At 24.8% G+C, this 20,348-nt stretch carries 25 protein-coding genes; 8 read left to right on the top strand and 17 right to left on the bottom strand.

Annotated features, from left to right (window positions below; all coding sequences use genetic code 4):
- Positions 1-194: 194 nt before the first annotated feature.
- The 4 genes from AACK86_RS07065 to AACK86_RS02020 all read right to left on the bottom strand — a co-directional run bounded on the left by AACK86_RS07065 (position 195) and on the right by AACK86_RS02020 (position 2,286).
- Positions 195-587, bottom strand: coding sequence for a transposase family protein (locus AACK86_RS07065; RefSeq protein WP_422398334.1), 393 nt, complete (start codon positions 585-587; stop codon positions 195-197).
- Positions 572-1,024 carry a transposase family protein gene (locus AACK86_RS07060; protein ID WP_338982632.1) on the bottom strand — a complete coding sequence of 151 codons (453 nt, stop codon included), beginning with the start codon at positions 1,022-1,024 and terminating at the stop codon, positions 572-574. The genes AACK86_RS07065 and AACK86_RS07060 overlap by 16 nt, the downstream gene beginning before the upstream one ends.
- 95 nt (positions 1,025-1,119) lie before the next feature.
- A complete protein-coding gene (locus AACK86_RS02025; RefSeq protein WP_338982280.1) occupies positions 1,120-1,482 on the bottom strand; it encodes a DUF4330 family protein in 363 nt (120 codons plus the stop codon).
- An 18-nt stretch (positions 1,483-1,500) separates the two neighbouring features.
- Positions 1,501-2,286 carry an NAD(+)/NADH kinase gene (locus AACK86_RS02020; RefSeq protein WP_338982279.1) on the bottom strand — a complete coding sequence of 262 codons (786 nt, stop codon included), beginning with the start codon at positions 2,284-2,286 and terminating at the stop codon, positions 1,501-1,503.
- Between the two features lie 137 nt (positions 2,287-2,423).
- Between AACK86_RS02020 and trpS the strand changes: the two genes are divergently transcribed.
- The 6 genes from trpS to AACK86_RS07040 all read left to right on the top strand — a co-directional run bounded on the left by trpS (position 2,424) and on the right by AACK86_RS07040 (position 6,375).
- A complete protein-coding gene (trpS, locus tag AACK86_RS02015; RefSeq protein WP_422398333.1) occupies positions 2,424-3,437 on the top strand; it encodes a tryptophan--tRNA ligase in 1,014 nt (337 codons plus the stop codon).
- Between the two features lie 18 nt (positions 3,438-3,455).
- A complete protein-coding gene (locus AACK86_RS02010) occupies positions 3,456-4,313 on the top strand; it encodes an HAD-IIB family hydrolase (protein ID WP_338982277.1) in 858 nt (285 codons plus the stop codon).
- A gap of 118 nt (positions 4,314-4,431) precedes the next feature.
- Positions 4,432-4,884: a transposase family protein gene (locus AACK86_RS07055; RefSeq protein WP_338982632.1), complete on the top strand. Its 453-nt coding sequence runs from the start codon at positions 4,432-4,434 to the stop codon at positions 4,882-4,884.
- The gene (locus tag AACK86_RS07050; protein WP_422398332.1) at positions 4,869-5,261 is read left to right on the top strand and encodes a transposase family protein; all 393 of its coding nucleotides are present in this window, start codon (positions 4,869-4,871) and stop codon (positions 5,259-5,261) included. The genes AACK86_RS07055 and AACK86_RS07050 overlap by 16 nt, the downstream gene beginning before the upstream one ends.
- Before the next feature lie 293 nt (positions 5,262-5,554).
- Positions 5,555-6,007, top strand: coding sequence for a transposase family protein (locus AACK86_RS07045; RefSeq protein ID WP_338982632.1), 453 nt, complete (start codon positions 5,555-5,557; stop codon positions 6,005-6,007).
- Positions 5,992-6,375, top strand: coding sequence for a transposase family protein (locus AACK86_RS07040; protein WP_422398331.1), 384 nt, complete (start codon positions 5,992-5,994; stop codon positions 6,373-6,375). The genes AACK86_RS07045 and AACK86_RS07040 overlap by 16 nt, the downstream gene beginning before the upstream one ends.
- A gap of 212 nt (positions 6,376-6,587) precedes the next feature.
- Here AACK86_RS07040 and thrS read toward each other — a convergent pair whose 3' ends face one another.
- From thrS to AACK86_RS01985, 3 genes are all read right to left on the bottom strand, one after another.
- Positions 6,588-8,546, bottom strand: a complete 1,959-nt coding sequence (thrS, locus tag AACK86_RS01995; protein ID WP_338982274.1) for a threonine--tRNA ligase — start codon at positions 8,544-8,546, stop codon at positions 6,588-6,590.
- Positions 8,547-8,581: 35 nt separating this feature from the next.
- Positions 8,582-10,018, bottom strand: coding sequence for a pyruvate kinase (gene pyk, locus AACK86_RS01990; protein WP_338982273.1), 1,437 nt, complete (start codon positions 10,016-10,018; stop codon positions 8,582-8,584).
- A gap of 200 nt (positions 10,019-10,218) precedes the next feature.
- Positions 10,219-10,464 carry a hypothetical protein gene (locus AACK86_RS01985; protein ID WP_338982272.1) on the bottom strand — a complete coding sequence of 82 codons (246 nt, stop codon included), beginning with the start codon at positions 10,462-10,464 and terminating at the stop codon, positions 10,219-10,221.
- 137 nt (positions 10,465-10,601) lie between these two features.
- Between AACK86_RS01985 and AACK86_RS07035 the strand changes: the two genes are divergently transcribed.
- Both AACK86_RS07035 and AACK86_RS07030 read left to right on the top strand, forming a co-directional pair.
- Positions 10,602-11,054, top strand: coding sequence for a transposase family protein (locus AACK86_RS07035; protein ID WP_422398203.1), 453 nt, complete (start codon positions 10,602-10,604; stop codon positions 11,052-11,054).
- Complete coding sequence (locus AACK86_RS07030; protein ID WP_422398306.1) at positions 11,039-11,431, top strand: transposase family protein; 393 nt, start codon at positions 11,039-11,041, stop codon at positions 11,429-11,431. The genes AACK86_RS07035 and AACK86_RS07030 overlap by 16 nt, the downstream gene beginning before the upstream one ends.
- A gap of 153 nt (positions 11,432-11,584) precedes the next feature.
- Here the strand turns inward: AACK86_RS07030 and AACK86_RS01975 are convergent, their stop codons facing one another.
- The 10 genes from AACK86_RS01975 to AACK86_RS07010 all read right to left on the bottom strand — a co-directional run bounded on the left by AACK86_RS01975 (position 11,585) and on the right by AACK86_RS07010 (position 20,266).
- Positions 11,585-12,061 carry a hypothetical protein gene (locus AACK86_RS01975; RefSeq protein WP_338982271.1) on the bottom strand — a complete coding sequence of 159 codons (477 nt, stop codon included), beginning with the start codon at positions 12,059-12,061 and terminating at the stop codon, positions 11,585-11,587.
- Positions 12,062-12,345: 284 nt separating this feature from the next.
- Positions 12,346-13,752 carry a hypothetical protein gene (locus AACK86_RS01970; RefSeq protein WP_338982270.1) on the bottom strand — a complete coding sequence of 469 codons (1,407 nt, stop codon included), beginning with the start codon at positions 13,750-13,752 and terminating at the stop codon, positions 12,346-12,348.
- Positions 13,752-14,714 carry an ABC transporter ATP-binding protein gene (locus AACK86_RS01965; RefSeq protein WP_338982269.1) on the bottom strand — a complete coding sequence of 321 codons (963 nt, stop codon included), beginning with the start codon at positions 14,712-14,714 and terminating at the stop codon, positions 13,752-13,754. The genes AACK86_RS01970 and AACK86_RS01965 overlap by 1 nt, the downstream gene beginning before the upstream one ends.
- 47 nt (positions 14,715-14,761) lie before the next feature.
- On the bottom strand, positions 14,762-15,691 hold the full coding sequence (gene pfkA / locus AACK86_RS01960; protein ID WP_338982268.1) for a 6-phosphofructokinase: 930 nt from the start codon (positions 15,689-15,691) through the stop codon (positions 14,762-14,764).
- A gap of 539 nt (positions 15,692-16,230) precedes the next feature.
- Positions 16,231-16,623, bottom strand: coding sequence for a transposase (locus tag AACK86_RS07025; protein WP_422398330.1), 393 nt, complete (start codon positions 16,621-16,623; stop codon positions 16,231-16,233).
- Positions 16,608-17,060, bottom strand: a complete 453-nt coding sequence (locus tag AACK86_RS07020) for a transposase family protein (RefSeq protein WP_422398275.1) — start codon at positions 17,058-17,060, stop codon at positions 16,608-16,610. Before AACK86_RS07020 ends, AACK86_RS07025 begins: the two co-directional genes overlap by 16 nt.
- A 120-nt stretch (positions 17,061-17,180) precedes the next feature.
- Positions 17,181-18,491: a phosphopyruvate hydratase gene (eno, locus tag AACK86_RS01950; RefSeq protein ID WP_338982266.1), complete on the bottom strand. Its 1,311-nt coding sequence runs from the start codon at positions 18,489-18,491 to the stop codon at positions 17,181-17,183.
- Positions 18,492-18,629: 138 nt separating this feature from the next.
- Positions 18,630-19,238: a MurR/RpiR family transcriptional regulator gene (locus AACK86_RS01945; protein WP_338982265.1), complete on the bottom strand. Its 609-nt coding sequence runs from the start codon at positions 19,236-19,238 to the stop codon at positions 18,630-18,632.
- Between the two features lie 198 nt (positions 19,239-19,436).
- Positions 19,437-19,829: a transposase family protein gene (locus AACK86_RS07015; protein ID WP_422398306.1), complete on the bottom strand. Its 393-nt coding sequence runs from the start codon at positions 19,827-19,829 to the stop codon at positions 19,437-19,439.
- Complete coding sequence (locus AACK86_RS07010; RefSeq protein WP_422398274.1) at positions 19,814-20,266, bottom strand: transposase family protein; 453 nt, start codon at positions 20,264-20,266, stop codon at positions 19,814-19,816. Before AACK86_RS07010 ends, AACK86_RS07015 begins: the two co-directional genes overlap by 16 nt.
- Positions 20,267-20,348 lie beyond the last annotated feature (82 nt).

Below are 20,348 nucleotides of genomic sequence, written 5' to 3'. Positions count from 1 at the left end.
CTTCCCACATCTTATTCTATCATATTAGACTTCTTGCATAACCTATTAAAAAAATTACAAATATTTGTAAAAAGACAGTAATAGAAAAATATAATTTTAATTAATTATGTCTTTTATCTAAAAAATTAATATTTTGCCACAACAAAAAATGAATTTATTATTTAAATTCTTTAATTTTAAATAAATCTTTTATGTTAAATTAATAATTGCAAATTATAAATTGAGGCAATTAAATTAAATCTTAAACCAAATCTTTTTCTACGATTACGATATTTTTCTGTCATAATTTTAAATTTTTTAAAAATAGCAAAAATATTTTCAATAATAATTCTCATTTTTGAAACTAGTCTATTATGTTGTTTTTGTGCTTTATTTAAATGGTTTTTCTTTGTTTTCTTTGTAGGTATTAGAACATTATTGTGAATTTTTTGTATTCCTTGATAACCACTATCAACTATTAATTTGGTATTTTTTAAAATTGGGATTTTTGATTCTTTAAATAAAGCATAATCATGTTTTTTCCCAAGTGAAAAACTTGTTGCAATAATTTTTCTGGTTTCTTGTTCGATAATTACTTGTGTTTTAATGGTGTGTTTTTTCTTTTTACCAGAATAAGATTGTTTTTGTCTTTTTTTGGGCGTTGGATTGGAGTTTCGGTAGCATCAATAATAATAGTTTTATCATTAAAATAATCATTTATTAGTGCTTTTTTACCAGCAAGTTGTTGAAAATCAGAGTTTTTAATTAAAATATCTTCAATTCACTTGATATTGCGATAACAATTAGCTTCACTAATTCCGAAATTTTTACCAAGATGAAAATAAGTCTGATATTCTCGTCAATATGATAAAGTCATCAATAATCTATTTTCTAGTGATAATTTATTAGTTTTACCACCTTTTTTAAATTTTTCTATTTCAGCTACTTGTAAAATATCTAACATTTTATTAAAAGTGGATTTTTTTATTCCTGTTAATCTTAACCATTCTTTATCATTAAGAGTATTAAATTTATTATTGTTCATATTTTGATATCCTCATAAATTATATTTTATAAGAATATTTTAATAAAAAAGGTATCGCAAGAAGTCTATTGTTTTAGCAACAAAAAATATGATCGCTATTTTAAACGACCATTAATAATCTCTGATAATGCCTTCGCATACTTACCAAAAATAATACTAATAGCATTACTTTGTTTAATTATTCCTTGCTGTTTTAACTTCCGAATCTTTTCAATATTAACTTGTTTAATATCTTTAATAATAATTTTAATCTTTGTATTTGTTGCTTGTGCCTCAATAATATTACTAATTGTTCCCAAATAATCAATAAAAACATCTACTTTAAAAGGAATTAATTTTTGTCATTGTTTTTCTGTTGAATTTTTATTTTTTAAAAATATCATACTTATTAAGCAAGCAATTATAAAAACTAATAATATTAACCCTAAATCTAACAACAGTATCTGTCATAATTCCATCGCTTCTCTTCCTTTTGTTTAATTATGAATAAATATTTTTTGAATTTGATTAATCATTATTAAATCATTAACATCAGTTACTAAAATTTTAATTTTATTAGCAATTAAATTAATAATTAAATTATCACTATTAAAGTCATGTTTTTGACTATCAATTACTAAAAAAGAATCTTTCATATTACCTTTAATAGTAACGGTGTGGGTATTATCTAAAATTAATGGTGCCTTTAAAGAATTATGTTTATTATGAAAAACCGGAGCAATTTCTAAGAATTCCATTAAATTTTTTTCACTTAAAATAACTGCACCATTAATACTTTTAGTATAACCCGTTGAACCAGTTTTAGTAGTTAAAACAAATCCTGAACTTTGACAATTTTGTAATAATTGATTATTAATATAAACTGTAAAAAATATTGTTTTTGCAATACTCATTAACTTAATCTCATTAAGACTATAAAAAATTTTATTATTAATAGTTATTTTTAAAGCATCAAGAGATTTTGTTTTCAAAATATTATTTTTTAAATTAGTAATTAACTTATCAATTTCATTAACTTGATAAAGAGCATTAAAACCAATATTTCCCCTATTAATAGTTATAAAATGAATATTATCAATATTTTCATTAAAACGATTAACTGCCGATAAAAAAGTACCATCACCACCAATAGCAAATACTATTTCTGGATTTTGCTCATCAAATATCATCTTTAATGCTAATAATTTATCTAGTAAATTATTAGCCACAGCAATTGATTCATCGGCCTTATTAGTAACAATTGTAAATTTCTTTTGTTGCATTAATTACACCTCATAATATAATTCTATCAATAAAATAATAATATCATAAATTAAGAATCCATATAAATATTCTTTTTTATTATTATTTATAGTAAAATTGATACATTACCAATGAGATTTATTTATTTTAGGAGGAATTACTATTGAAACCACGCTTATTATCAGGTATTACTAATACTGGAAAAATTACTATTGGTAATTATATTGGTGTTATTCAAAATTTTATTAAATTACAAGAAGAATATGATGTTTTTATCTTTGTTGCCAATTTGCACGCTATTGTCTCAATAAAAAATCATGACCACGATGTTCTTAAAAATAATATTCGTGATTTAGTTGCCTTATATGTTGCTTGCGGTTTAGACCCCAATAAGATTACGATTTTTGCTCAATCTGACATTTTAGAGCATTGCCAATTAGGTCATATTCTGCTATGTCATACATCAATGGGAGAACTAAATCGCATGACACAATTTAAAGATAAAACACAATCATTTAAACAACATAATAATACTGAAACGATACCAACAGGATTATTTACTTATCCAGCATTAATGGCAGCTGATATTTTACTATATGATGCTACTATTGTTCCTGTGGGAATTGATCAAAAGCAACATCTAGAATTAACAAGAAATATTGGGATAAGAATGAATAATAAATATGGTAATATCTTTACAATTCCAGAACCATATATTGCTCCTAATGGTAAAAAAATAATGAACTTACAAAATCCCTTAAAAAAAATGTCAAAATCACATGAAAATCCTAAAACTTACATTTCTCTTTTAGATAATTTAAATGATGTTACCAAAAAAATTAAAAGTGCCATTACTGATAGTGAAAATAAAATTTTTTATGATGAAATTAATAAACCAGGAATTAGTAATCTTTTAAATATTTACTGTGCTTTTACAAATACTACAATTGAAGAAGCAACAAATGAGTTTTCTGACCAAAATTATGGTGTTTTTAAAGAAAAAGTTGCTAAAGTTGTTTGCCATCAACTTGAAATTATTCAAAGAAAATATAACGAAATTATTGCTAATGATAAATGAAAACATTGATTATTGCAAGGAAAAGAAAAAGCAACAAAAATTGCTCACGAAAAATTGCAATTAATCCAAGATAAAATTGGGATTAATTACTAAAAATAAAGGAGAAAAACAATGATTAAACTTAATCATATTGATAAAAAAAGATTAATCCTTATTGACCTTGATGGAACAACATTAATGGATGACGGAAAGACAATGCATCCATTAACTATTCAAGGATTACAAAAAACTATTGCTCAAGGTCATATTGTTTGTATTGTTACAGGAAGACCCCACCGTGGAAGTATTTCGTTTTATAATGAACTAGGATTAAAAACATTACTTTGCAATTTTAATGGTGGTCACATTCATGATCCATTATTAAGAGAATTTAAACGCTTAGTATTTCCAATTTCTTATGAAACCGTAAAAGCAGTTTTAAAAGAAAACGATGTCAAAACTTCTTTATATAATGGTCTTGTAGAATACTACAACAAAGCAGTATGCTTAAAACAAACAGAAAATTTTGAACGCTACTTTCATTTAACAGATATTCCAACGGACAATTTTATTATTGGCAATCTTTTAGAAAACTGAAGTGGTTCTGCTAATAATATTGTTTTACAATTAAAAAGTCCCCAACATTTAGATAAAGTTATTCGTAGTTTAGAAAAATATACTAATACTTTAAAAATTAATATTTGAACGCATGATAATGACAAAGAACATCCTGTTCTAGACCTATCAAATAAATTTATTAATAAAGGGATGGCAGCTGAAATTCTTTCACAATATTACAATATAGATATTAGAGATGTTATTGCCTTTGGTGATGAATTTAATGATTTAGAAATGATTACCAAAGTTGGTTATGGTATTGTAATGAAAAATGGTATTGAAACTTTAAAAGTATTTTCTAAAGATATTACTGAACATACTAATGATGAAGGTGGTGTTGGCATATATTTAGAAAAACTATTAAACTTATAACTAAAACAAATAAAAAGATGCTTTGATATTGCAAGCATCTTTTTATATATTAGACTTCTTGCGCTACCTTTTTTATTAAAATATTCTTATAAAATATAATTTATGAGGATATCAAAATATGAACAATAATAAATTTAATACTCTTAATGATAAAGAATGGTTAAGATTAACAGGAATAAAAAAATCCACTTTTAATAAAATGTTAGATATTTTACAAGTAGCTGAAATAGAAAAATTTAAAAAAGGTGGTAAAACTAATAAATTATCACTAGAAAATAGATTATTGATGACTTTATCATATTGACGAGAATATCAGACTTATTTTCATCTTGGTAAAAATTTCGGAATTAGTGAAGCTAATTGTTATCGCAATATCAAGTGAATTGAAGATATTTTAATTAAAAACTCTGATTTTCAACAACTTGCTGGTAAAAAAGCACTAATAAATGATTATTTTAATGATAAAACTATTATTATTGATGCTACCGAAACTCCAATCCAACGCCCAAAAAAAGACAAAAACAATCTTATTCTGGTAAAAAGAAAAAACACACCATTAAAACACAAGTAATTATCGAACAAGAAACCAGAAAAATTATTGCAACAAGTTTTTCACTTGGGAAAAAACATGATTATGCTTTATTTAAAGAATCAAAAATCCCAATTTTAAAAAATACCAAATTAATAGTTGATAGTGGTTATCAAGGAATACAAAAAATTCACAATAATGTTCTAATACCTACAAAGAAAACAAAGAAAAACCATTTAAATAAAGCACAAAAACAACATAATAAACTAGTTTCAAAAATGAGAATTATTATTGAAAATATTTTTGCTATTCTTAAAAAATTTAAAATTATGACAGAAAAATATCGTAATCGTAGAAAAAGATTTGGTTTAAGATTTAATTTAATTGCCTCAATTTATAATTTGCAATTATTAATTTAACATAAAAGATTTATTTAAAATTAAAGAGTTTAAATAATAAATTCATTTTTTGTTGTGGCAAAATATTAATTTTTTAGATAAAAGACATAATTAATTAAAATTATATTTTTCTATTACTGTCTTTTTACAAATATTTGTAATTTTTTTAATAGGTTATGCAAGAAGTCTATTACATTACCTACCAATATTAGTATGAATAATAATATTTTTCAGTTAATTTATTATTAGACTTCTTGCGATACCTTTTTTATTAAAATATTCTTATAAAATATAATTTATGAGGATATCAAAATATGAACAATAATAAATTTAATACTCTTAATGATAAAGAATGGTTAAGATTAACAGGAATAAAAAAATCCACTTTTAATAAAATGTTAGATATTTTACAAGTAGCTGAAATAGAAAAATTTAAAAAAGGTGGTAAAACTAATAAATTATCACTAGAAAATAGATTATTGATGACTTTATCATATTGACGAGAATATCAGACTTATTTTCATCTTGGTAAAAATTTCGGAATTAGTGAAGCTAATTGTTATCGCAATATCAAGTGAATTGAAGATATTTTAATTAAAAACTCTGATTTTCAACAACTTGCTGGTAAAAAAGCACTAATAAATGATTATTTTAATGATAAAACTATTATTATTGATGCTACCGAAACTCCAATCCAACGCCCAAAAAAAGACAAAAACAATCTTATTCTGGTAAAAAGAAAAAACACACCATTAAAACACAAGTAATTATCGAACAAGAAACCAGAAAAATTATTGCAACAAGTTTTTCACTTGGGAAAAAACATGATTATGCTTTATTTAAAGAATCAAAAATCTCAATTTTAAAAAATACCAAATTAATAGTTGATAGTGGTTATCAAGGAATACAAAAAATTCACAATAATGTTCTAATACCTACAAAGAAAAACCATTTAAATAAAGCACAAAAACAACATAATAGACTAGTTTCAAAAATGAGAATTATTATTGAAAATATTTTTGCTATTCTTAAAAAATTTAAAATTATGACAGAAAAATATCGTAATCGTAGAAAAAGATTTGGTTTAAGATTTAATTTAATTGCCTCAATTTATAATTTGCAATTATTAATTTAACATAAAAGATTTATTTAAAATTAAAGAATTTAAATAATAAATTCATTTTTTGTTGTGGCAAAATATTAATTTTTTAGATAAAAGACATAATTAATTAAAATTATATTTTTCTATTACTGTCTTTTTACAAATATTTGTAATTTTTTAATAGGTTATGCAAGAAGTCTATTGTTTGAATTATTACAAATTTTAAGATGCCAAACATTCATTAACTATTTTTTGTTTAGTATTAATTCATTACATAAATTAATAAACTCATCAATCGTAACTGTTATTTGTTCTTCTTTACCATATTGACGATAAGTAATCTTTTTAGTAGCAATTTCCTTTTCACCGATAACAATTTGGAAAGGTATTTTTTTAGTTTGCGCAATACGAATTTTATAACCTAACCGTTCACTACTAGCATCAACAAATGACCGTAAATTATGGTTTTTAAATAGCTTTTCTAATTCATAACAATATGCTTGATGCTCTTCTTTAATAGGAATTAAAGTAATTTGTTTAGGACTTAATCATAGTGGTAAAACTCCACCTGTTTGCTCTAATAAAACAGCAATAAAGCGTTCATAAGTGCCGATTAAACCACGATGAATAATAACAGGTCGAACTTCTTGTCCATTCTCATCTTGATAAGATAAATCAAATTTTTCTGGTAGTAAAAAATCCAACTGAATCGTTGAAACCGTAATATCGTGTCCTAACACTGTTTTAATTTGAATATCTAATTTTGGACCATAAAAAGCTGCTTCGCCAATCATTACAATATATTTAATTTTTAATTCATCTAAGGCTTCTTTTAAAACTTTCTCAGCTTTAATTCACATTTCATCATTATCATAATAACTTTTTTTATCTTGAAAATCTCTTAATGATAATGAATAGTAATCAACTTCAATATTTAATGCTAACAATATTTCACTAATTAATTTAAATGTTGTTTGAAATTCAGTTTTTATTTGATCAAAACGACAAAAAATATGAGCATCAGTCAACTCCATTGCTCGAACTCGTTCTAAACCAGTTAAAGCGCCACTAGCTTCATAACGATATAATAACTCATGTTCAACAAATCGTAATGGTAAATCACGATAAGAGCGTAATTTATAACAATAAATTAAGCAATGATGTGGACACGACATCGGGCGAAGCACAAGTTGTTCATTATTGAATGACATAACTGGAAACATATTTTGTTGATAATGATCTCAATGACCACTAGTACGATATAATTCTATTGCTCCCATTACTGGTGTTGCGACTTCTAAATAGTCATAAAAGAACTCTTGCGAGCGTAAATACTCTTGTAATTGTTTTTTAAGAATCATTCCATTAGGTAATCAAATTGGTAATCCTTGACCTGCCAATGAATCAAACATAAAAATTTCTAAATCTTTACCAATTTTTCGATGATCTCGTTCTTTTCTTAAAGCAATTAATGCTAACAAGGTTGCTAATTTTTCTTGTGAAAAATGACAAACACCATAAATTCTTTGAATTTGCTTATTATTAGCATCATTATTTCAATAAACTCCAGCAAGTGATGAAAGCATAAAATTTTCAACAATTTTAGTATTATCTAAAGCAATAAAATTATTAATGAAGGAACTGTTATCAATAGTATATATACCAACAACATCTTTAAGTGTTAAAAGTTGTTCTAAAAAATAAGGATTATTTTCATATAATCGTTGTAAATCGTTCGGTGATTTTAACTCATATTTAATTTCTAAGTCTTTTTTAAGAAATTCTTGCATTTGCTTAGTAATAATCTCTAAATCTTGTTCTTTAATGTGGTTTTGAAAATCAAAATCAACAAAAAAACCTTCATCACGAACATTAATATTGGCAATTAGTAAACCCTTTCAATTAGTTTGTAATGTTTTTGCTAAAACAATAGCTGCTGAATAATTAAGTACTTTTAATGCCTCATCTAAATCTTTTGTAATTATTTCTAATATAATATCATTTTCTAAAACATAAGTTTTAATATCTTTTCATTCATTATTAACTTTAACAGCAATAATATTTTCTTGTCAATTACCATCAATACTTGTTAAAACATCACTAAGCATTATTCCTAATGGATACGATTTATTTTCATTATTAATTTTTACAGTAACAATTTGTTCCATTGCCGACATATCCTTTCTAGCGAAAAAGACGTTCATTAGCAAATTGAACGTCTTTAACACTGTTAATGTAATTATTTTATTTGTAATTTTCTCATTTCATTACCATTAACAATTAAAACTTGTTCATTAGTTTTAGCACCATATTTTCTAGCAATATTATTTAATAAACTATCATCATTAATTACCTTATTAATATCCATAACTAATTCTGGATAAACACCATACCAAATCCCAAAACTATTTCTAATTCTTTCATCAGTAACTAATGGAATTAATGTACTGCGAACACGAGCATTAGATAAAGTTTTAGTTAATAATTGATCATCACTATCATCTAAAACAATTACTTGATGAATCCGTTTTTGCTTTTGAATTTTTTCGCCAAGAACTTCTTTACCAACTTGATAAACAAAATCTTTACAAGGTGAAGTTGATCATTTAATAAATCTTTCTAAATAACCTTCATATCAAAAATGAATTTCTGCTTTTCTAACGACTCTCGTCATTGCTTCAATTGATTTTTCGGGATACTCACCATTAGCTGTTTCGCCAGATAACATTGTTGTATCCACACCTAAATCAACTGCTCAATAAATATCTGATACTTCAGCTCTTGTTGGTAAAGGATTAGATAACATTGATTCTAACATTTGCGTAGCTACAATTACTGGCACCATTGCTTTATTACATTTACGAATAACATGTTTTTGAATTAAAGGCACCTCAGCATAAGGCACATCAACACCTAAATCACCACGCGCAATCATAATACCATCACTATTAGCAATAATTTCATCAATATTATCAACAGCATATCGTGATTCAATTTTGGCAATAATTTTAATATCAGCACCACCATTTTCATCTAACAATTGACGCATCTCTTGTAAATCTTTAGCATCATGAACAAAAGAAGCAGCTACATAATCTACTTTTTGCTCACATCCAAAAATAAGATCGGCACGATCTTTGTCAGAAATAAAAGGTAATGACAGTTTAATTCCCGAAACAATAATCGCACGATGATTTTTAACAAGATGAGTATTAACAGCACGACAAATAATTGACTTATCATAATCTTTATTATTAATTCCTAAAACAATTAACTGTAACTTACCATCATCTACTAATAATCTTTGTTCAACTTGAATATCATTAACAAGATTTTCATAATTAATTGAAAATTCCGTTTCCGTACCTTCAATTTCTTTATTCGTATAAATAATAACCCTACTATCTTTACTTATTAACGCCTCGCCACCTTTAAAAGAATGAGTTCTAATTTCTGGACCTTTAGTATCTAATATTAGTGATAGTGGCCTTTGTACTTGTTGAATAATAGATTTAGCAAATTCAACGCGCTTACCATGTTCTTCAAAATCACCGTGAGAAAAGTTTAAACGATATACATTTGCTCCCTTTTGTGCTAAACGAAGCATCAAATCTCTGGTTTCACTAGCCGGACCAATTGTCGTAATGGTTTTTACTCTTTTATTTATAAAAAGCATTTATTTTAATCCTCATTTCTATTTTTGTAAATAACAGTTTAATTTTAACATAAAAACATATTTTAAATTAATTTGTTAATTGTAAAGAAAGTAAATTCAATTATTTCTTTTATTAATTATATCAAATATTCTTAATAAACAATAAAATTTAGAAAATAAGTCTTATTGTTCAATATCAATAAATAACCATTCATTTTTTTCTAATTTAAAAATGTCTGCATTGTAATTTCTAACCCTTGATTTAATAAGTCGTGATTTAAAACAACATAAATTTTATCATCAATTATCTTGTAAGATGAAATTCAAAATGAGTCCATTAAAAACTTATATGTTTTATTATCAATAATCATTAATTCCTTTTGTAAAATTTGCGAAATAATTTGAAAAATTTGAAACTTTTGATTACTACTATCTAATAATTCCTGATTTATATATGCTCCTTGCAATTTACTTTTAACATTATCAAAAAATTTAGTAATTAATGAAAATGATTGATTATTAATTTTTGGATTAAATAGACTTCTTGCGATACCTTTTTTATTAAAATATTCTTATAAAATATAATTTATGAGGATATCAAAATATGAACAATAATAAATTTAATACTCTTAATGATAAAGAATGGTTAAGATTAACAGGAATAAAAAAATCCACTTTTAATAAAATGTTAGATATTTTACAAGTAGCTGAAACAGAAAAATTTAAAAAAGGTGGTAAAACTAATAAATTATCACTAGAAAATAGATTATTGATGACTTTATCATATTGACGAGAATATCAGACTTATTTTCATCTTGGTAAAAATTTCGGAATTAGTGAAGCTAATTGTTATCGCAATATCAAGTGAATTGAAGATATTTTAATTAAAAACTCTGATTTTCAACAACTTGCTGGTAAAAAAGCACTAATAAATGATTATTTTAATGATAAAACTATTATTATTGATGCTACCGAAACTCCAATCCAACGCCCAAAAAAAGACAAAAACAATCTTATTCTGGTAAAAAGAAAAAACACACCATTAAAACACAAGTAATTATCGAACAAGAAACCAGAAAAATTATTGCAACAAGTTTTTCACTTGGGAAAAAACATGATTATGCTTTATTTAAAGAATCAAAAATCCCAATTTTAAAAAATACCAAATTAATAGTTGATAGTGGTTATCAAGGAATACAAAAAATTCACAATAATGTTCTAATACCTACAAAGAAAACAAAGAAAAACCATTTAAATAAAGCACAAAAACAACATAATAGACTAGTTTCAAAAATGAGAATTATTATTGAAAATATTTTTGCTATTCTTAAAAAATTTAAAATTATGACAGAAAAATATCGTAATCGTAGAAAAAGATTTGGTTTAAGATTTAATTTAATTGCCTCAATTTATAATTTGCAATTATTAATTTAACATAAAAGATTTATTTAAAATTAAAGAATTTAAATAATAAATTCATTTTTTGTTGTGGCAAAATATTAATTTTTTAGATAAAAGACATAATTAATTAAAATTATATTTTTCTATTACTGTCTTTTTACAAATATTTGTAATTTTTTTAATAGGTTATGCAAGAAGTCTAATATAGTGCCTAGTATCTTTAATATTAATAAAAAATTGCATTTCTTTATGAGAATCCATTTTAATAAAACGATTCGGTACCACTGTTAAAACTATTTTAACAAAAATATCTTCATTTATTACAGTATTTAATTTATTAGGTTGAATATTTAAACCATCAGCAGTAAACAATTTAATATTTAAATGTCTAATGTAATTTGAGTTATTAAAAAAATTAACAGGAACAGGTGAATTAAAACCCACTAAAGTTGGCTTATGTTTTAAATATTCGTTTAATCCCTTAAAAATTAATTCATTTGTTAACCGCGGATTTTTTTCAGTTAAGTTAATTCTGAATAGTGATTTATCTAAATTATTAAAATGATTAGATAAAATTGATAAATCAATTATTTTTCCTTCATCATTATTAATGATATCAAATTGATCCGTTTCTAATAGCAATGCTATATTATTTAGTAGCAAAAATACTAATTAATACTAAACTAGAAAATAGTTTATTCACCAAAAACTCTCCTGACAACTAAAAATAATAAGTTAATAGTAAAAGATAATACTTACAACCTCCTTTTTTAAAAAATAACTATTTATTAGTCTAATTTCATAACATTCTTATGAATAATATTAACAAATTTAATATTTAATTACTACTAGAAAAATAATAATAATTTTAATTTAAAAAATAGTTCTTACACAATATGTGTAAGAACTATTTTTATTATTAATATTAATAATTTAAAAGTAATAAATTAAGTAAAATCTTTATTTTTAAACACTCATCAGGTTCCAAAGATAACACCAATAGTTAAAAGAATATAGAAAACATAAGCACCAGGAATATTAATAATTTCTCTTGTAATATCAGGGCGATATGAATATGAGCTATCAGCATTTTTTACAAATCCAATATTCTTATTAGTATAAATCCTATTTATATTATTATCATTCAAGGCTGGTGACACTAATAACTGTCAATGTTTAACAACATTTAAATATGAGATTGCAGTAGCTATTTTCCCCATCGTAACAGTAAATGGTGGTATCTTCTGACCTAATAATTTTCTTCATTCATCAAATTTGATTGCAAACCAATATCCCATAACCTTATTAAATTCTTGACTATCATCTCGTACTCTCGTAATTTTATTAAATATTTTATATTTCAAAATGATATTAAACATTTGTTTATAATTAATGTTATATGGGTTACTAATATTATTTGTATTATCCACTGCTAATTGAAAATTTGTTTCTTTTCACGGTTCTATTGCATTTGAATAATCAAAATAATTATATCCAACTTCACCACCATTGTCTTGTGCATATTTATTAATTGCATTTTTTCATTCATTAATTCCTGATTTTTCTAATTCAGCATCACTTAATAAAAGTAATTTCCTAAAATTAGGAATTAACTTAAAGTCTTCATCTCATTCTGATTGTCTTTGAAATAAATTTGAACCAGCAACCACCGGACTTATAAATGTATCAACTAAACCAAAAATTTGAATTAAACCAAGAAATAAAGCAGCAAATAATATTAAAACTTTTGAAGAAAAAACTAATGATAATAATAAAGCAGGACTAGAAATTAAAAACTGCAATAATATTAAAACTCCAATTAAAATAAAAATATTGTTAGCAAATTGACCCATAAAAATAAATGGTAAAAATTTAAAAAATAATGGTGTTATTAAAATTGGCAATCCTAAACAAATAATTATATAAGTTATAATTGTAATATGAAATGCTAAGATTTTTTCTGTAACAAGTCTTGTTCTTGTCATTGGTAAAGTATTAAAAATTAATAATGTTCCATCACTAATTTCATCACGAAAAATTTGTGATGCTTTAGAATAACTTAATAAAATTAAAAAACTAATAAAAAAACCATATAAAATAGTAATTATTTGATTATTTAAAGAAACATACTCTGCTCTTATCACATCAGTAGTAACATTAGAAACTGTTTCTAAACGCATATTTAAAAAATTAGATAATGAACCGACAATCGCTAAAGGAACTATTAAACCAATAATTAGAAAAACTCAAGATGAAATTGCTTTGATAATTTTATTTAAAGTATAAAGCAAAATTGGCGCTCTAAAAGTAAATTTATAGTTTTTACTTGTTACTTTTTGAGTTTTAATCGGCATTACTTCTTACCTTCCTTTTTATTACTGTTTTTATGACTAGACACAATTTCTGATTCTTGATCATTTTTAATAATTTGTTCATACAACTCAGTTAAGTCTGTTGTATACGGTTGTGTTGATTTAATTAAAATTTTATGTTCAAGCGCTAATTCACTAATGTTTAACAATTCTTGATCATTTTTAATTTGCACCACAATTTTTTCATTCATTATTTGAACATCATAACCAGCTTTTTTTAATACTTTAATAAATAATTCTGGTTTTAAAGGATCAAACATATATAAATTTTGTTTTTTAGTTTGAATGATATCACTGTAAATAACATTACCATGATTTAAAATTGTAACTTCATCAATAATATTTTGTAACTCTAATAAAATATGTGATGAAATCAAAATGCTTTTTCCAATATCACGAAGTTTAATTAATTCATCAAATAATTCCATTCTCGCTGTTGGATCTAAATTAGCTGCTGGTTCATCTAAAATTAATATTTTAGGATTAGAAATAAGAGCTTGTGCTAATAATACCTTTTTTTTCATTCCAGAAGAAAAACTATTAGGATTTTTTCGTTGAAACTTCCATAAATTTAATTGTTCTAATGATGCTTTAGCTTCCTCTTTACTTTTTTTTCAATTGTTTCCTCGTAAAAAACTCATTCAAGTTAAATATTTATATGTTGATAAGTGCATTGGAAAACGAGCATTTTCAGGAATATATCCTAAAACTTCTTTAGCTACAGACAGCTTAGCATCTTTACCATCAATTTGTATTTCACCACTATTAGGAATAATTGAACCGATTAAACATTTAATTGTTGTTGTTTTTCCACTACCATTAGGTCCAATAAAACCATGAATTTTACCACTTTTTACTTTAATAGTAATGTTATTAACAGCAACTTGTTTTTTAAACCTTTTGGTTAATCCACTAATAGAAATTGCATAATTATTATTTTCCATTAATTTACTCCTTGTATATTTTATGACTAATGATGAATACGACCAGCTTATTTTCGTTTCATTGCTAATGCTTTAGTAAAAGAATAACTTTGTAAACCATTTCCACTTAATCCAATACAAATCCCTGTATTGCCAGCAATTAACTGCTTAATAGCTTCAGTTCCTAAAATTGTTGCTAAATAGCGATCCATTGCTGTTGGCATACCGCCTCTTTGAATATGCCCTAAAACTGTTGCTCGCGTAACATAACCACTACCTTTTTCAACTTCTTTCGCCAATTGATGAACATCATACAGTTTTTCCGTTACAAGAATAATTACCGAACGATATTTTTTTTCATAACTTTTTTTAGTTTGCTGAATAATTTCTTCTTCTGTCAATTTATTTTCTGATGTACTAATAATTTCCACACCACTACCAATTCCCGCCAGCATCGCAATATCTCCACAATAACGACCCATAACTTCAATAATTCCACAACGATTATGAGATTCATTAGTATCGCGAACACGGTCAATTGCTTCAATAACGGTATTTAATGCCGTATCAAAACCAATAGTAAAATCACTTGATACAACATCATTATCTATTGTTCCTGGTAAACCAATACATTTTAATCCCATTGCTACTAATTTATTAGCACCTTGATAACTACCATCACCACCAATAACAATTAAATTATTAATTTCTAATTGTTTTAAATTATTAATCGCTCGTTGCCTTACTTCTTCCTTTGCAAATTCAGGATAACGCGAAGTACCAATTGCTGTTCCCCCACGATTAACAATTTTTCTTGCAAAGTCTTCATTAGTTTCTTCAATTCAACCTTGTGTTAAACCTTCATAACCATCCCTAACAATGTAAGGCAGGATATTATTTGCTATTGCTTTTTTAATTATTTGCGCCACCGTATTGTTCATTCCTGGAGCATCGCCACCAGAAGTTAATATCGCAACTTTATTCATCAATTTTGCCATTTTTAATTTATCCCTTCTAAATATTTATTATCTTAATTATAGCAAAAATATCTTCCCCACAATATACTAATTTATTAAAGTCCTATTTGTCTCCTTAATAATTAATTAGTTGGGGACTATACTATTAATTTGTTATTTTTTAAAAAGATATATTTAATAATTGTCTTAATATGTTTTTTATAAATTTGATAAGTTTTAGCATTAGATTTTATAATTAAAAATCAAATTATTCCTAAAAAAAGTAAACTGCTAGCTTATGCTCAGTATTACTTTTGTTATTTCTATATAAAATTTTAATTTTATATTAAACCCTCCTTTACTACTACAATAGCAAGAATAGAGTGAAAATCGTTTCTAATTAAAGAAATAATAGAATTCTTGCATAACCTATTAAAAAAATTACAAATATTTGTAAAAAGACAGTAATAGAAAAATATAATTTTAATTAATTATGTCTTTTATCTAAAAAATTAATATTTTGCCACAACAAAAAATGAATTTATTATTTAAATTCTTTAATTTTAAATAAATCTTTTATGTTAAATTAATAATTGCAAATTATAAATTGAGGCAATTAAATTAAATCTTAAACCAAATCTTTTTCTACGATTACGATATTTTTCTGTCATAATTTTAAATTTTTTAAGAATAGCAAAAATATTTTCAATAATAATTCTCATTTTTGAAACTAGTCTATTATGTTGTTTTTGTGCTTTATTTAAATGGTTTTTCTTTGTTTTCTTTGTAGGTATTAGAACATTATTGTGAATTTTTTGTATTCCTTGATAACCACTATCAACTATTAATTTGGGATTTTTTAAAATTGGGATTTTTGATTCTTTAAATAAAGCATAATCATGTTTTTTCCCAAGTGAAAAAATTGTTGCAATAATTTTTCTGGTTTCTTGTTCGATAATTACTTGTTTTTTAATGGTGTGTTTTTTCTTTTTACCAGAATAAGATTGTTTTTGTCTTTTTTTGGGCGTTGGATTGGAGTTTCGGTAGCATCAATAATAATAGTTTTATCATTAAAATAATCATTTATTAGTGCTTTTTTACCAGCAAGTTGTTGAAAATCAGAGTTTTTAATTAAAATATCTTCAATTCACTTGATATTCCGATAACAATTAGCTTCACTAATTCCGAAATTTTTACCAAGATGAAAATAAGTCTGATATTCTCGTCAATATGATAAAGTCATCAATAATCTATTTTCTAGTGATAATTTATTAGTTTTACCACCTTTTTTAAATTTTTCTATTTCAGCTACTTGTAAAATATCTAACATTTTATTAAAAGTGGATTTTTTTATTCCTGTTAATCTTAACCATTCTTTATCATTAAGAGTATTAAATTTATTATTGTTCATATTTTGATATCCTCATAAATTATATTTTATAAGAATATTTTAATAAAAAAGGTATCGCAAGAAGTCTAATATTCTTAAATAAAAAATATCTCCCAATTAACTGGGAGATATTTAAAGGTTTTAAGTTTTCTTTGTTAAGTTATAAAATGTTTCCATTCCATCATATTCACCAGTAACACCTAATTCCTCTGCAATCGTTAAGAGACGATTATATTTGGCAATCCGATCGGTTCTTGACATCGAACCAGTTTTAATTTGTCCAGTGTTTAAAGCAACCGCTAAATCAGCAATAGTTGTATCCTCAGTTTCACCTGAACGATGTGATACAACTGTTGTTCAATTAGCTTTTTGCGCCATTTGAATCGTTGCAATCGTTTCACTCATTGTTCCAATTTGATTTACTTTAATTAAAATTGAGTTAGCAGCTTGCTTCTCAATACCTTCTTTTGTTATTTTAGGATTAGTTACAAAAATATCATCTCCCATAATTTGGACTTTATTACCTAATTTTTCTGTTAATTTAACAAAACCATCTCAATCATGTTCTGATAGTCCATCTTCAATAGAAATAATCGGATATTTATTAACTAACTGTTCTAAATACGAAATCATTTCATCAGTAGTTTTTTCAACAGCTTTGCCACTTTTTTTGCTTAGTTTTTTAAAGACATAAATTTTTCGTTCTTTATCATATAATTCACTAGAAGCACAATCCATTGCAATTTTAATATCCGTACCAGCTTTATATCCTGCTGTTTCAATTGCTTTAACAATAACATCTAATGCACCTTCATTATCTAAATTTGGAGCAAATCCACCTTCATCACCAACAGAAGTAGTATCACCAGCATCGTGTAAAATTTTCTTTAAAGTATGAAATACTTCTGCTGCCATTCTAATTGCTTCTTTAAAATTAGGAGCACTAACGGGCATAATCATAAACTCTTGAAAATCAATTGTGTTGTCTGCATGTTCTCCACCATTAATAATGTTTAACATTGGTACTGGTAATTTTCTAGCATTAATACCACCAATATATTGATATAATGGTAAACCCACTTCATCAGCAGCTGCACGCATAACTGCGATTGATACTCCTAAAATCGCATTAGCCCCTAATTTTTCTTTATTATCTGTACCATCTAATTTAATCATCACTTGATCAACTAAAAGTTGATTAGTAACATCCATTCCTACTACTTCTTCACGAATTGTTTTTTTAATATTAGCAACAGCTTTTAAAACACCTTTACCCATATATCGCTTTTCATTGTTATCTCTTAATTCTAAAGCTTCTAATTCACCTGTGGATGCCCCTGACGGAACCAAGGCTTTACCATAACCAAATTCACTTCATACTTCCACTTGAATTGTGGGATTACCACGAGAATCTAAAACTTCTATTGCTCTTACATCTGTAATTCTTGACATCTATTACTATCCTCCTCTAAATGAGATATATATTATATATTATAGCAAAAACTAGACAAAGACACACAGAAAATATAATTGTCTAGTTTTTATATTCTTACTAAGAAGAAATTAAGCATTTATAAAAAATAAATTACTTTAAATCACATAATCCAACTTCGTTTTTCTTAAATTATGAATATATTTATTATGATATTTTTCTAAAACCGTAACAAAAATAGCATCAAATAAATATATTAAAGTTAAATGACTTGTTAACGATACATACCGCTCAATTGATTCATTGGACAAAACATGGAGCGCAACATCAGTATAACTATTTACTTCATTTTTATTTCGTTTAGTAACAGTTACAATATGACTATTATTACCTTTAACAATTTTTAAATTACGCAACACCTCAAAATTAATTCCCGAATAACTCACAGCAATAACAAGACTATTTTTACTTGATAGTTTACAATAAATATTTTGAATATAAGCATTATTACTAAACTTAACATTAAAACCTAAACGAATTAATTTTTCTGCTAAATCAAGGCAAGGAACATATGATGCTTGCCCCGCAATGAGAATAACTTCTTGAGTTTTAGTCAAATATAAACTAACCTGCTCAATTTTTTTAGTATCAATAATGTTATGAGTATCTTGCAAACTTTTAGTAGTATTCTCATATAATGTTTTTATATAATCACCTTTATTATCAGGCGATGAATGACTAATATAGTCACCAGCAATATTATGCAAATAATATTTTAAAACATGTTGAAATTCATTAGACTTCTTGCATAACCTATTAAAAAAATTACAAATATTTGTAAAAAGACAGTAATAGAAAAATATAATTTTAATTAATTATGTCTTTTATCTAAAAAATTAATATTTTGCCACAACAAAAAACGAATTTATTATTTAAATTCTTTAATTTTAAATAAATCTTTTATGTTAAATTAATAATTGCAAATTATAAATTGAGGCAATTAAATTAAATCTTAAACCAAATCTTTTTCTACGATTACGATATTTTTCTGTCATAATTTTAAATTTTTTAAGAATAGCAAAAATATTTTCAATAATAATTCTCATTTTTGAAACTAGTCTATTATGTTGTTTTTGTGCTTTATTTAAATGGTTTTTCTTTGTTTTCTTTGTAGGTATTAGAACATTATTGTGAATTTTTTGTATTCCTTGATAACCACTATCAACTATTAATTTGGTATTTTTTAAAATTGGGATTTTTGATTCTTTAAATAAAGCATAATCATGTTTTTTCCCAAGTGAAAAACTTGTTGCAATAATTTTTCTGGTTTCTTGTTCGATAATTACTTGTGTTTTAATGGTGTGTTTTTTCTTTTTACCAGAATAAGATTGTTTTTGTCTTTTTTTGGGCGTTGGATTGGAGTTTCGGTAGCATCAATAATAATAGTTTTATCATTAAAATAATCATTTATTAGTGCTTTTTTACCAGCAAGTTGTTGAAAATCAGAGTTTTTAATTAAAATATCTTCAATTCACTTGATATTGCGATAACAATTAGCTTCACTAATTCCGAAATTTTTACCAAGATGAAAATAAGTCTGATATTCTCGTCAATATGATAAAGTCATCAATAATCTATTTTCTAGTGATAATTTATTAGTTTTACCACCTTTTTTAAATTTTTCTATTTCAGCTACTTGTAAAATATCTAACATTTTATTAAAAGTGAATTTTTTTATTCCTGTTAATCTTAACCATTCTTTATCATTAAGAGTATTAAATTTATTATTGTTCATATTTTGATATCCTCATAAATTATATTTTATAAGAATATTTTAATAAAAAAGGTATCGCAAGAAGTCTAATTAATATAAATGG

The organism is Spiroplasma endosymbiont of Eupeodes luniger, from assembly GCF_964019525.1.
Classification (GTDB): Bacteria; Bacillota_I; Bacilli_A; order Mycoplasmatales; family Nriv7; genus Nriv7.
The sequence above is the reverse complement of the archived record's forward strand: the minus strand, read 5'-3'. Positions and strand labels throughout refer to the sequence as shown.